Origin of the sequence: Gardnerella swidsinskii (assembly GCF_023277705.1) — a bacterium.
GTDB lineage: Bacteria > Actinomycetota > Actinomycetes > Actinomycetales > Bifidobacteriaceae > Bifidobacterium > Bifidobacterium swidsinskii.
Genome location: NZ_CP083176.1, coordinates 1,288,776 through 1,304,465 on the forward strand (window position 1 = coordinate 1,288,776; position 15,690 = coordinate 1,304,465).

Consider the following 15,690-nt stretch of genomic DNA (forward strand, 5'->3'; position numbering starts at 1 on the left):
ACTTTCGAGGCTCATTAGTCCGTTTGCAGAAAACACCAGTCAAAACTCATAGACGATACGTAAGAATATCGCAAACAAAATCGCAAATAAACTAAACCACATAACTTAACCAATTTAAGCCTATTAAACTCACGAAACGAGGAAGCATGAAATTAAACGACGCTGTTGCTAAAGTATATGCTTTCCTCAACAAAATCGCCCTGAATACACCCATCGTAAGCAAGCTTTTCAAGAATCGCACTTCCGAAACTAGCGCTGCTGAAACTACCGCAATCGAAACTGTTACATCCGAAACTAATCCTGCAGACCCAAACTCTTCCGCGCAGCCTACCGCAAGTGCGCAAACTACCACAATCGCCCAAAAATCGCAGCAAAAATCTAAGCTCCGCCGCATCGTCGAGCCAATCGCATTCGTGTTGGCAGGCATTTTGTGCTTCAGTTACCCTGTTGTTTCAACGCTTTGGAACAATCGCGTGTCGAAGGAAATTTCTAACGCGTACGACAAGTATAACCACGATCAGGCTGGTGACGTGCGCCGCGCTCACATTCGCGCAGCGAAGCTTTACAATAAAACTCGCAAGAATATGCTTACCACGGATCCGTATAGTCCGGATGGGCAAAAAGACGTAACTAACACGCCTGAATACAAGCGTTATCTTAGGGCACTTGAGGAGCCTATGGGCATTATCGGCATCGTAAAAATTCCGAAAATTGGTGTAAAACTTCCTATTTATCACGGCAGTTCGCAGGAAGTTTTAGCGCACGGCGCTGGTCATTTGTACGGCACAGATTTGCCGGTTGGTGGCAAGAACCGCCACACAGTTATTACCGCGCACACGGGTCTTGCTGACGCCACCATGTTTGATGATTTGGTGAATTTAAAGAAGGGCGACTACTTCTACCTCGACGTGCAAGGCGAAACTTTACGATACAAAGTGTTCCGCATCAGCGTTGTTGAGCCACACGATATTAGTTTGTTGCAGCGCGAAAAGGGGCGCGACTTGGCGACGCTGCTAACGTGTACCCCGTATGGTGTGAACTCGCATAGGCTTTTGGTGACAGGGTATCGTGTGCTGCCGGACCCCGTGAAGCCGCCGAATGACCACATGCAATGGCCGCTTTGGATGACGCTATTCGTGATTGCAATGGCGTTCTCATTGATTATTTTGTCCATGATGATTGCCGCGGCAACGTCTAAGCGATGGCGACAGCTCGACATTCGCGGCAAGCATTTGCTGGTACTTTCGCGCAAAATGCTGCGTAAGTTGCGTCGCGAGTAGCGCAAGAGTAGGCGAGTTTCGTAAGCGAGCGCGTGATGTGTTACTCGTGCGATCGCTAGCATTTTAGTGTTACTCGCGTAGCGCGACGACTATATGCAGTGAGCGCGTTACTGCGCGCGTTTGGAGCGTCGCACAACGCTAATCCCTCCAAACGTGAGATAACTCTCGCGCGAGCGTAAAATTTAAGTCAGTTGCGCATATCGTCGGTTGGCTGAAAAATTTACGGTTTATATTGCGCAACGCACTAACATTAGTTGGTAAACCAGCAATATTTTTTTAAAAAAACATTGTCAAAATGCAAGGTTGTTGAAAAATTCTGTAAATTATATGTTAACTACAGATTTTTTACATGTTACTTGTGGAAAAGTGTTTGCGAGAAAATGGCGTAATTTAGCCATTTTTTCTATCCTAAATATAATTTTTCAAATTTTATTTGCTAAATTAACAAGTTAAAAAAATTTTTTCTCTTTAAACAAGTGCTAGAGTATATGAAAAATATTTTGTTGCACTTGCAAAAAATGCACCATTGCTTGCTGTTTGCATGGGGGGGGGTATATCTCTTATGCGATATTTAGCGGAAATGATTCAAACCAGCGTAACAAAAATATTTACACCCGTATGAAAAATTTTGGCAGCCAGTATGAAAGATTTTGGCAGTTGGTATGAGTTTGTGATAGCTAGAACCGAAATTTTTCCGGGATAACAACCACCATTTTGAAGGAGAGTATGTTTATGAAGTTCAAACGAACGTCATATCTGACTCGTTTAGCAGCATTAAGTGTGGCCGCGGCGACGCTTATGGTGCCGCTTGGTACAGTTCCTGCGGCATTTGCAAAAAATGATAATGAAACTAAAAAAGATGGAAATGCACTTGTCTCTAAGATACTTGATTCATCTTTAAAAGCTAATAGTGAGATTAAGTCTATAGAAGATTTACGCCATGTTAATCCAACTCTTGCTAAAGCTTTTGAGCATTACAGTAAAAAAGATCAATTTAATAAAAATTCAAATGCTCAAGTAACTGTTGTTGTTACGTTGAAAAATAATCATCCGAAACTCACGAATTATGACGAAAAAGCCAACATTCATGAGCAGAATGTTTTAATTAACCGCGTAAAGTCAAAATACAATATGACGGTTCGTCGCCAAGTTGGTTATTTAATGAGTGCTTTTGAAGCTACTCTCCCTGAAAAACACGTTCAAGATTTGAAACGTGAGCCAGGTGTAGTTTCTGTCGCAAAAGAACGTTTATATCATCCAATGGAAAATACTGCACGTAATTTGCAAGGTGTGCAAGCTGCGTTTAAAAAATATCATCTTGATGGCACTGGTATGTTGGTTTCCATCATCGATACGGGCATAGATCCAACTCACCAAGATATGAAGCTTGATGCTTCAGCTAAGACGCATCTTCGATTACAACCAACAGGTAAAGGCAACACTACTGACAAAGTGCCTGCAGGTTTCAATTACGCTGATGAAAATACTAATTTCACAGACTCGGGTGCGGAACAGCACGGTATGCACGTTGCCGGTATTGTGGCTGCTAACGGCGATGAGACTGGTGCTCCTGCATCTGAACATAATCGTGTTGATGGCATAGCTCCAAACGCTCAACTGCTTGCTATGAAAGTATTCTCAAACGTGCCGGGTTCGCATGGTGCTCGTGATGTTGATATTGTTGCTGCAATCGAGGATTCTGTAAAGCTTGGTGCTGATGTTATTAACATGTCTCTCGGATCAGATAACGGTTTTGGTGGAACTTCTAATGCTACATCTCTCGCTTTAAAGAAGGCTCACGAAGCTGGTGTGCTTCCAGTTATTTCTGCAGGAAACTCCGGCTTGAACTTCTCTGAAAGTGGTGGCATAGACGATGTTCTAGGTAAGTGGGATGATGCAACTCTTGGTTCACCATCTTCTTATCCTTCTGCTTTCAGCGTTGCTTCTGTAGAAAATTCAAATATTACTCAGCAGTCTGCAAATTGGGTTGGAAAAGATGGCAAGTCACATACTTTGCCGTACAGCTATTCTATTGGTTCTTTAACGGATGCACTATCTCAGCATGAACTTGTGGATGCTAAAAAAGCCACTAAAGCTGATGTTAAAGATCTTGATCTTACAGGTAAATATGCTCTCGTAGAACGTGGCGATATCAGTTTTACTGAAAAGTTTAATAATGCGATTTCTAAAGGTGCTAAAGGTGTGATTGTTTACAATCACGACAAAGATTCATCCTTATTCATAGGAATGGGTGGATTGGACAAAATCAAAGGTTGCTTTGGTGCGTCTATTCCTCGTTCTTATGCATTAGAAATTAAAAAAGCATTAGATAATGGTGAGAAAGTAAAGATTGCTTTCACTGAACAATTCGTTACTATCGCCAATCCGGATGATGGGAAGCCTTCTAGCTTTACTTCTTGGGGTCCAACTCCAGAATTTGATTTTAAACCTCAAATTGCTGGTATCGGTGGTAATGTTTGGTCTACGCAGAATGGAAATAAGTACACCAGCATGTCTGGTACTTCCATGGCTGCTCCAAACGTTTCCGGTCTTTCAGCGTTGGTGATGGAAAGCTATAAGAAGCGTTTCCCTGATCTTAAAAAGTCTGAAATGGCTACTCGTGTAAGCCAAGCATTAATGAATACAGCAAGTATTATTGGACATAAAGATTCTGCAGATAGTAAGCAGATTCCGTATGCTCCTCGTCAGGTTGGCGCAGGTTTAGCGCAGGTTAATAAAGCTGTTGCTACTAACGTGATTGCAACAGTCAACGGCAATTCGTACGTTGCTCTTAAAAACGTGAATGCTGATCGCAACTTTACAGTTACTTTGCATAATTATGGTAAGAATCCAGTAAAATTTGCTGTCCCAGATCAGGATGTTGTAAATGAGTCTAATGAGACAAATAAAGATACAGTAACCTCTATTAGTAATACTGAAACCTTGCAATCAAAAACGCGTGAAGTTACGGTAAAGCCTGGCAAAACCGCTGATGTTAAGTTTACGTTAAGCCTAAATCGTTCTAAAGGCAATCATTATATTGAAGGTTGGGCGCGATTTGAATCGCTTACTGATACTCAGCCAGATGTTTCTGTGCCATATCTTGGCTTTGTTGGCGATTGGAACGATGAACCTATAATGGTAAAACCGGGAGAAAGCTATAGTGCAAGCCATAGTGATCTTACGACATCATTGCTTTCTGTAGCTGGTTTTATGGGTAAACTTCCGGTTAATAATGAAACGAAGCCTTATGTACTTGGCGAATTTTCACCTGCAAATAGAGATGGCTGGATGGATTATGTTGTTCCATCTATGGCTATATTCCGCGGTGCATCTGAAGTAAAATATTCTGTGTTGGATTCACATAATAAAACTAAGATTGTTCTTGGAACAGAACACAACGTGAATCGTTCTACTATTTCTAATGTTGGAGCAACCGATGGCTTAGCCGGAAATTTTGACGGGTCTGTGTGGAATCCAAAAACAAGTAGATTTGAAATTCTTCCTGACGGATGGTACACGTATCGTATTCAAGCTCGCTTAGGAGATAAGTTTGATTGGCAAACTTATGACATGAAGGTAGCAATCGATAATCATGGACCTAAAGTCACAGTATCTGATCGTGATGCTAACGGCAATGTGAAGATTGTTATTAGTGATGAGTTAAGCCCTGATCCTGGCGTACCAACTATTCATCTTCCTGGTGTAAAGGATGCCTTGAACTATGGTGATGAAGACACTCAATGCCCGTTGAATGAAGCAACTCGTACGCGAGTGTGCAAGACTATTCACATTGGTAATGAAGCTCAATACATAGATGTGCTTGTTCGAGACAATGCTATGAATTCAACTGAGGTTAAAAAGGTATTCGACACATATGCTGTGAAGAAACCGGATGGTTCAGAAGAATCTAAGAAGAACAAGAAGTTTATTATTCCAAATGAACAAAAACTTACTTCTCAACAAATTAAAGCTAATGCTCTAGAAGAAAGTAAGACCGACCCAGATATTAATGGTAAGTTCTATCTTGAGGGATATCTCACTAAAGATGTTGCTTCTATAAAAGCTTATGTGACTCCTGAAGGCGGTAAAAAGCAGGAAGTCAAATTAGCTAAAAAGCGCAAGGGTGAGAATACTTTCTATGCGTTTGTGCCACTGAAAAATGGTGAAAATACTGTGATGCTTAAAGCTTTTGATAGTAAGGGTGACCGTATTGGCAATAAGAAACTTGTTTTAAAGTTTAATGCACAAACACCTAAGATTACTGTTGATGGTCTTGACAACAAGGGTAATTTGCCTGTAAGTGCAGATGGTAAAGTAACAATTGCTGGTAAAGTAACTGATACTCCTGGAGATACTGTAAAGCTAACGCTTAATTATCAAAAGGCTGCTGACAACACTACTGCAGCTAATGCAGTTGCTGGTTCTGTGAACAATCATGCTTCTGGTTCTGCCTCTGAATCTACTACTAAAGCTGTTTCTGGTGCTAATACAACTTCAGCAGCGAATATTAATGCAAATGTGAAGCAAGCAGATACAGCTGCAGCTAGTAAAGAAACTGAAGAAGTAGTAACTGTTGGCAAAGACGGTAGCTTCAAAACAGTTATTACTCCTGCCGCTAAAGCTGTTATGGTAACTCTTGTAGCTACTGATTCTGCTGAAAACACTACAACTATAGGTTTGGCTCTCGCTGGTCGTTCAACTCCTACGCCTAAACCTACAGCTGCAACAAAAGATTTCATGCTTACTAACGCTGGACCTATGGGTTCTTATACTTGGTTAATTCATAAGAAGAATTATGGTCCAGACGTTATTGGCTCTGATTACTTTGTTGCTCAAGGTGATGTGAGTTCCAAGGTGACTAGTGTGGTGTTTACTCCAGCTTCGCGTTTTGATGCTACAACTAAAAATCTTGTAACTCCAAACCCATTGCGTGCTGAAATTAAGAACGGAAAGTTTAGTGTGAAGCTTCCAATGCATCCGGGTATAAATGATTTCCGCTTGCAGGTGAACACTAAACCAACTGACGAAGATGCTGATGAAGACGATGAAACGAATGTAATCGATACTCCTGCAGCATTCTACTTCGACATTACGTCTCCAACAGCACATTTCGATACTCCAAAACTGTATGGTCACACGTTGTTCACCAATCGTGACACAGTGACTTTCAGTGGAAATGTATCAGATGATGCTTTCGGCCAAACTTTGCGAATTAATAATGATTCTGTAGGTGATTTCTACACTTTGGACACGAATGGTAAAGAAACAACTCGTCGCCAATTCTCAACTGACATTCAAGTAGACAATGGTGATAAGTTGCTGCTGCACTTAAGTGATCAGGTTGAATCTCATTTACTTGGTGTGATTCCAGTTGTTCTTGACGAAGTTGATCCTACTGTTAAAGCAGGTTTGGTCGAAGGTGAAGAAATTACTGATGGTCACGAAATTACTGTTAAAGCAACAGATGATAATTTGAAGTCTTTGCGCGTTATGGTTGATGGTCATCCAGTAGCATATACAGAAAATTATCTTCCAACTACAGCAGTAGAGGACACATTAGTGGATGTTTCTAAGGTTAACGATAATCCAACTCCAGATAAGCCAGGTTCTACAACATTAACGTTGAAGATTCCTACTAAGAAGTTGACTGATGGTTCTCACACTATCACTATTGAGGCGACCGATTTTGCCGGTAATACAGCAAGCGACGCAAGTAATAATGTAGATGGAGCTACTGCATATACATTCACGGTGAAAAATGGGGTGAAGCCTAGTGAGAATCCGTCTAAGCCAAGTAATCCAGGAACCAAGGATGAGTCAACTCAAACTGATTCTGCACCAATTCCTCCTGCTTCTACAAAAAAGATCCAAAAGTCTCTTGCTGGATTAGAAACCAAGAATGTCACGGCTGGAAAGGAAGTAAAGATTTATGTTTCTGGACAGCCTGAAGCTGTGAAGAAAGCCAAATCCAGTGATCGCATGTATGCGTTCATTTACTCTGATCCTAAGGATCTTAAGGGTGAAGATGGTCATGAATATGTGACAGTGCATACTGATGAAAACGGTAAGTACTATTTCAAGGCTTTGATTCCTAGCGGATATTCAGGTAAGCACACAATCTTACTTATGGATGCAAATGGTAACCAGATTGCTTCTGGAGAGGTATCTGTATCTTCCTCTGCTTCTTCTGATAGTGGCAGCCAAACTGGTTCTGATAATAAGAATAATCAGAACCAGAATGGTAGCGGTAATGCTGGTAATACTAGTAACTCTGGTAATACTGGTAATAGCGAAGGTGGAAGCACAGGTTACGGTAACGGTAGTGGCAACAACGGTGGCAGCACTAGCGGTAATGCAAGCGGTGATACCAACAATAATAGCCGTGGTGGTAATCACGGCGGCAGCCACAGCTCTAACCACGGCGGTAATCATGGTGGAAAATCCTTCACTACTGTAGGTAATTCCAGTAATAATTCGGAGTCGTCCTCAAAGGATGATTCTGATAAGGAATTGAATGAAGATGCGGATTCTGCTAATGCAGATGCTTCTGCCAACGCAGGTGCTGCATCCGGCAACGCTGCTGCAAAGCAGAAGGCTGCTGAAAAGGAGCAGGCTGCCGCTAAGTCTGCCGCCAAGAAGATGACTTCTGATTTGGCGATGACTGGTAGCAGTGTGATTGGCATGGTTGTGACGTTTATGGTGTTGCTTGCAAGCGGTGCTGTAACGTTTAAAACTCGCCGCCATCATACGCACACAAGCAAGTAAATAAACAAAATAAGTAAATAAATAAACAAAAGTAAATAAACAAAGAGCACTTTCATCTTCTAGTAAGGTGGGAGTGCTCTTTTTGTATGTAATATATTTTGGAGAATAATCCATAGTTTGTTTTACATATTAATTTGCTTCATCATTCATTCACGTGGATACTCGTTCGCTCTCCAAATGCGAGACAAGTTCCCCGTGTTTGGAGCAAAACACAACCTAAAACCCTCCAAATGTGAGAAACTTTCCTCGCTTTTGGAGTACCACACAAACCTACGTTTAGTAAACCCACCATCCAAAAACAACTGAGCTCTTGTTCTAAACAAACAAGAGCTCAATGAAATCACGTGTAGGAGCAACCTACACAGGTAAATTAGAGTCTACCACATCCCCTTAGAATTTGCGTTTGTCATGTTATATTTCGTGGCGAATGTCAAACTAAATGTGCAATAATGTACAATATTTTCATGTCTGCTAATACATTTTTTACTTTGCAAGAAGCGCAACAATTTTGTGGCGTGGCTAGATTTAATCGTTATATGCGCGATGCAAATAATGATTTAGGTACAGCTATGCTTATATGCAAATCGAATCATGAATTAGCAGGAATATTGCATGAGCAGATTGGATACGTAGAAATATGCGTGCGTAATTCAATTGATTTAGAACTTCGTAAACTTGCGTTGAAAGAAAAGCAAAATGAGGAATGGACCAATCCTCTGTATACGCCAGATTTGGTTAAAGATTTGATTGAAAATCAAATCAAGCAAGCGAGAGAAATTGCAGTTCACTCGCATGATGGTAGAAGCGTAAATCATGATGACATTTTATCTAAACTCATGTGGGGAACATGGGTAAAGCTTGTTGGATCTTCGGAAACAAAAAATAGCAATCGCATTCAACAAAAACTTTGGAAAGATGCTGTAGGCAATGCGTTTCCATTTGTGAACTGTTCAAAAATGAATAAAGAGTACGATGAGGATAGAAGAATAATAGCAAAAAATCTTATTTATATTAAAGAGATTAGGAATAAAGCAGCTCATTTTGATAATTTATATAACATAGCTAGGGGAAAGAGGAATCTTACGAACGCACTGTTTACGCTACTTCATGCGGTTAATAAGTCGTTTACAACTGGATGGATTGATCCCTCAAAAATACGTAAAGCTGCTAATAAATATTTGGAACTGATGATTGGTGTTGATGATTAATACTGATGATTGGTGTTGGTGAAGTAAACGGTATGAAAGCAAATGTGTAAGTTGCGCGAACTGCCTGCCTGAGCGCGCGCAATGCTGCGCTCAAGCAAGTCGTCGCGCCCGTGTTTGGAGGGCTTTGGTGGGTTTTTGCTCAAATCGAGGTAACGCTCTCACCGTGTAAAGTTTCGGTCAGTTGCGCATATCGTCGGTTGGCTGAAAAATTTACGGTTTATATTGCGCAACGCACTAACATTAGTTGGTAAACCAGCAATATTTTTTTAAAAAACATTGTCAAAATGCAAGGTTGTTGAAAAATTCTGTAAATTATATGTTAACTACAGATTTTTTACATGTTACTTGTGGAAAAGTGTTTGCGAGAAAATGGCGTAATTTAGCCATTTTTTCTATCCTAAATATAATTTTTCAAATTTTATTTGCTAAATTAACAAGTTAAAAAAATTTTTTCTCTTTAAACAAGTGCTAGAGTATATGAAAAATATTTTGTTGCACTTGCAAAAATACACCATTATTTGCTGTTTGCATGGGGGGGGGGTATGTCTCTTATGCGATATTTAGCGGAAATGATTCAAACCAGCGTAACAAAAATATTTACACCCGTATGAAAAATTTTGGCAGCCAGTATGAAAGATTTTGGCAGCTGGTATGAGTTTGTGATAGCTAGAACCGAAATTTTTCCGGGATAACAACCACCATTTTGAAGGAGAGTATGTTTATGAAGTTCAAACGAACGTCATATCTGACTCGTTTAGCAGCATTAGGCGTGGCTGCGGCGACGCTTATGGTACCGCTTGGTACAGCAAATGCTAAAGATGCGACACAGAATAACGGTGTTTTTACAAAAAGCCAGTTATTAAAATTAAGTAAAGAATCTCATAAAAGTTATATTGATAGCTACAATCTTTACAAAAAATTCGGTTCAAAAACAGTTATTAATTCTAAAAAACCTGTAACTGTTATCGTTACTTTGAAGAAACAGCCAAAACTTCCTTCGAAACAAGCTGAAGACAGTAATAAAGTTGACCAGAATCGTCTTATTGGAAAGTGGTCTTCAAAATATGGCATGACAGTACGTCGCCAATTTGGTTACCTTGTGAATGGTTTTGAAGCAACATTGCCAATTGATAAGATGTCTTCTTTGCAAGCTGAACCAGAAGTAGCTTCTGTTGCAAAAGAACGTTTGTATTATCCTCTTGAAAATTACGCTCGCGGCTTGCAGGGTGTGAATGAAGAATTTAAAAGGCGTGGGCTTGACGGAACAGGTATGCTTGTTTCTATTATCGATACGGGCATCGATCCAACTCATCAAGATATGAAGCTTGATAATTCAGCTAAGAGTCATCTGAAAGTACAGCCAAGAAAAGGTTTCACTGATAAAGTTCCGGATGGCTACAATTATGCTGATGAAAATTACACTATTATAGATAGTGGTGCAGAGCAGCATGGTATGCACGTTGCTGGTATTGTTGCTGCTAATGGTGATGAACCTGGTAAGCCAGCAGACAAGAATTGGCGTGTAGATGGAATTGCTCCAAATGCACAGTTGCTTGCAATGAAAGTTTTCTCAAATATGCCAGGTTCGCATGGTGCTCGTGATGCTGATATAGTTGCTGCAATCGAGGATTCTGTAAGGCTTGGTGCCGATGTTATTAATATGTCGCTTGGTTCAGATAACGGTTTTAGTGGAACGTCAAGTGCTACTAGTGTAGCGTTAAAAAAGGCGTATGAAGCTGGCGTGCTTCCAGTTATTTCTGCAGGAAACTCTGGTTTGAACTTCTCTCCATCTGGTGGTGAAGATGACGCTCTTGGAAAATGGGATGATGCTACTTTAGGTTCACCTGCTGCGTTCCCTGAAGCATTTAGCGTAGCTTCTGTTGAAAACTCGCATCTTACTCAGCTTAAATCTGAGTGGGTTGACAAAACTAATAAAAAAACGTCAATTCCTTATTCGCCTGCTTCAGGAAAAGCTGACGGTAAAGAACATGAGATTGTGAACATCGGTCTTGGCAAAGAAGATGAAGTTAAGAATTTGGATCTTCACGGAAAGTACGCTTTAGTTGAACGTGGCGCAATAGCATTTAGTGAAAAATTCCAGAATGCTATTGATAAGGGTGCTGATGGTGTAATTGTTTATAACAAAGCTGGCGATTCAGCACAGTTCCTTGGCATGGCCGGAGTTGAAAAGTTCACATGCTTTGGAGCATCAATTCGTCGTGATGATGCTTTACAAATCGTTAAAGCTCTCAAAGATGGAAAAGTAAAAATTTCATTCAATGATGCTTTCATGGTTAATAATAATCCAGAAAATTTGAAGCCTTCAACATTTACCTCTTGGGGTCCAACTCCAGAACTTGATTTTAAGCCTCAGATTGCTGGTATCGGTGGTAACGTGTGGTCCACGCAGAATGGAAATAAGTACACCAGCATGTCTGGTACTTCTATGGCTGCTCCAAACGTTTCCGGTCTTTCAACTTTGGTGATGGAAAGCTATAAGAAGCGCTTCCCTAATCTTCCTCCAAAGGATCGTGCGATTCGTGTACGTCAAGCTTTAATGAATACCGCAATGATTCTTAAGAATAAAGACGGTGTTCCTTACGCTCCTCGTCAGATCGGCGCTGGTTTAGCTCAGGTCGATAAAGCTGTTGCTGCTAACGTGATTGCAACAGTCGATGGCAATTCATATGCTGCTCTACGAGAAGTTAAAGATTCTGGACGTAATATTACTGTCAATTTACATAATTACAGCAATAAAGACGTAACTTATAATATTCCTCAGCAAGATGTTATTAATGAATCAAACGATAAAGATAAGAATACGCATACGTATATTAGTGATGATGAATCGTTAAATTCTCTTAGTCAGACTGTGACTGTTCCAGCTAATAAAACTGCATCTGTCACATTTAAGCTTGATGTTAACTCTTCGCACGATCATTATGTTGAAGGATGGATTCGTTTTACTTCAAAAACTAGCGGAGAACAAGATTTGGCTGTTCCATATCTTGGCTTTGCTGGAAATTGGAATCATGAGCCTATAATCCTTGGTCCTAAAGACGCATATGGCAAATCTGAAACTAAACTACTTGCAGGACCTTACTTCATGATGCCTGCAGTGCAAGTAAATAAGGAATCGGACAGTGCTTACGAATTCTCTCCTAATGGAGATGGTGTATTAGATTCATTAGTTCCAGCTATGGTTTTGTTGCGCAATGCTGCTGATTTGCGTTATTCAATACTAAATGATAGGGGTAAAGAATTACGAGTACTAGGTGAGGAACATAATGTTTCAAGAATGAGCTTAGGTAATTTTGGCTCTCTTGATAAAGCTGAAGCTACTTACGTTTCTCCTGTAAGTAAGTTTGATGGTAAAGTATATAATCCTCAAAAGGGAAGCTTTGAAACTCTTCCTGATGGTTATTATAAGTACCGTATCTCTGCTCGATTAGGTGATAAATTCAGTTGGCAGAATTGCGATATGCGTTTCAAGATTGATATGCATAAGCCAGAAATGATACTTTCTGATCCTGTTAATGTGAAAGTCGATGATGAAGATGATAATGGTCATCCAATAAAGAAAGATGCACAAAAAATCACCATTCGTGTCAAAGATGCTATGAAGAGCGAACTTAGTGATTTGATGGTTTCAAGCCAATCAGTTGATAAAACTATCAAAATGTATGATGACGATTATGAAAAAACACCATGCAAGACAGATAGTGAAGGTTATCACGTATGCGACGTTATCTTAGATAAAGATGACACTTATATTAGTGCAAGCATAAAAGATATGGGTGGCAACTGGAATGATCAAAGTAAGGTCTTTAAGGATAAATCTTTGTATCTTACAGGTAAAAGCGTGCTTGATGGCGAGAAGCTTGGTTTGAAGGATTTGAAAAATGGTAAGGTTGATCTCATAGGTTATGTAAGTAAAGATATAAATCATGTGAAGATTAGCGTTACTAACGGTAGTGATACTGTTCAAACCCTTGATTTGAAGCCTGAAAACATGAAGTTTGACGCAGGATTATCGTTAAAAGACGGTAAAAATGATGTTAAAGTTGAAGCTTCTGATTCTAATGGAGCAGTAGTTGCTTCGGATAGGCTTACAATTTACTTTAATTCGCATATGCCAACTGTTAGTGTCACGAATGCCAACAGTGATGGAATGTTGCCTGTTAAAAGTGATGGTTCGGTAGAAATCAAGGGTAAAGTTACGAACACAAATAAGCTTCAAGTTCGTTATAAGCGTGCAAAAACAGCTTCAGATCCTGATGAAGGTGATTGGTTGACTGGTGAGAAGAAAACTACTGTTGACGCTCGTGATAAAGTCACAGTCAAATCTGATGGAACTTTTGATATTACTGTAAAACCTCTTGCAAGCGAAAAAAGTATCACGTTAGTTGCTGTGAATGATGGCAATAGTATTAGGCAAGATATTGGATTAGCTGGTCGTGCTACTGTATCAAAGGCTAATACTGGTGATGAAGATGACTCTTTGAATTTGATTGTCGCTGATAATTTGGATGTAATAGACAAGAAGTATATGTGGATACACAGTGACAAGACTGATCCAAAGGACATTACTAATAATTCTCTCGTATTTAGAGGTCATGTAGATAAGAGCAAGAATATTACGTCCATATCATTTACTGAGGCAAATCGCGTAAAAGATAATGGTGAATATGAGGATCCAAAGCCTGTTGAGACTAAGCCTGATGATCAAGGTAATTTCTCTATAAAGTTGCCTATGCATCCTGGTGTTAATGATTTCCATCTTCTTGTGAAGTCTGGAGATAAGAAACTCTTTGATGGTCCGGCTGCTATCTTCTTTGATAATGAGCCTCCAAAGATTACGTTATCTAAGCCAGAACTTCACGGCGATACTTTGTTTGTCAACAAAGACACTGTAGATTTCGAAGGCACTTTGAGTGATGACGCATTCGGATATGATTTCTATATCAACGGTTCTGTGGTATCCAACTTCATGTCGTTTGACGGTGGTGGAGCTGCTGTAAATCGTAAGAGCTTCACAACTAAGATTCATGTTGCAGACAAAGATCACATTCTCATGCAATTTGGTGACAAGAATAAGTATCAATTTGCTGGAATGATTCCTGTAGTCTTTGACAATGAAATTCCAACAGTCAATATGACATTACTGAATGATCAGAAAGTCAGTGATTCATATGTTATCAAGGTGAGCGCAAAAGATAAGAATATTAAGTCACTTCATGTGTCTATCGACGGTAAGGATGTGTCTTCTGCAGAGAATAATTTGCAAAAGACGTTAGCTGCTAATATCCTTTCAGAAAATGAACTGGATGCTGCTAAGAATAAGCCAGCTGTTCCAAATAAGAGTGAATTGACTGTTAATGTTCCAGTTAAGGAGCTTTCTGCCGGAAAGCACTTAATCACAGTTAAAGCTGTTGATTATGCTGGTAACGTTGCAACGAAGAATACTTCCGCAGAATTCGTCGTTGAAAAGAAGTCGAATGATGGTCATGGGAACGATCATGGTTCCTCCTCTGTAACTGTCAATCCTCCTTCCGTCTCAACTCCAGCACCTAAAGCTCCTGAATCTATCGCAAAGCTAGATCAGTCGCTTAAGGGAATCCTTGTTGCTGGTGAACATATGAATGATGTTGTTCGTGCTGGTAAGAGCAATCCTGTGAAGTTGTATTTCGCTGGCATGGATGCTCCTGCTAAGGGTGATGCTGGCTCTAAGTCTCACAAGACTAAGGTCTCTTCTGCCACGAGCAAGTTCATCAAGGAACTTAAGAAAAACAAGGTTGCTTACGCTTATGCTTACATGTATTCTTCGCCTGTGTTATTGAAGGGCGCAGATGGATCTAAGTATGTGAAAGTAACTTTGGATAAGAATGGTCAACCTCAGTTTAATGTTGTGATTCCAGCTGGCTACTTCGGTAAGCATACGATTGTTTTGCTTAACGATAAAGGTGAGCAGCTTGCTTGGGCTAACGTGTGGGTTGTTGCTGAGAATGCTACAGCGTCCGATGAAACAGATGCAGAGATTAACCTGAAGTATTCGGAGCTTCATTCTGGTACTGGATTCGGCAACGGATTAGGTGCTGGTTCTGGATTTGGCACATTTACTGGCACTACTTACGTTGGTACAGACGGAAATGCCTCCAGCGAAAGTGGCAACGCAGGTGCTGCGAATGCTAACGCTGCTGCAAAGCAGAAGGCTGCTGAAAAGGAGCAGGCTGCCGCTAAGTCTGCCGCCAAGAAGATGACTTCTGACTTGGCGATGACTGGCAGCAGTGTGATTGGCATGATTGTGACGTTTATGGTGCTGCTTGCAAGCGGTGCTGTAACGTTTAAAACTCGCCGCCATCATGCGCATGTAAGCAAGTAAATAAACAAAATAAGTAAATAAATAAACAAAAATAAATAAACAAAGAGCACTT

At 40.3% G+C, this 15,690-nt stretch carries 4 protein-coding genes; all 4 read left to right on the plus strand.

What is annotated here, in order from left to right; genetic code table 11:
• Positions 1–146: 146 nt before the first annotated feature.
• The 4 genes from K9E37_RS05195 to K9E37_RS05210 all read left to right on the plus strand — a co-directional run bounded on the left by K9E37_RS05195 (position 147) and on the right by K9E37_RS05210 (position 15,638).
• Positions 147–1,280: a class C sortase gene (locus K9E37_RS05195; RefSeq protein WP_248893162.1), complete on the plus strand. Its 1,134-nt coding sequence runs from the start codon at positions 147–149 to the stop codon at positions 1,278–1,280.
• A gap of 732 nt (positions 1,281–2,012) precedes the next feature.
• Entirely contained in the window at positions 2,013–8,048 is a 6,036-nt protein-coding gene (locus K9E37_RS05200) for a S8 family serine peptidase (RefSeq protein WP_248893164.1), read from the plus strand.
• Positions 8,049–8,497: 449 nt separating this feature from the next.
• Positions 8,498–9,256, plus strand: coding sequence for an Abi family protein (locus K9E37_RS05205; RefSeq protein ID WP_102155368.1), 759 nt, complete (start codon positions 8,498–8,500; stop codon positions 9,254–9,256).
• Positions 9,257–9,977: 721 nt separating this feature from the next.
• Entirely contained in the window at positions 9,978–15,638 is a 5,661-nt protein-coding gene (locus K9E37_RS05210; RefSeq protein WP_248893166.1) for a S8 family serine peptidase, read from the plus strand.
• Positions 15,639–15,690: the final 52 nt, after the last annotated feature.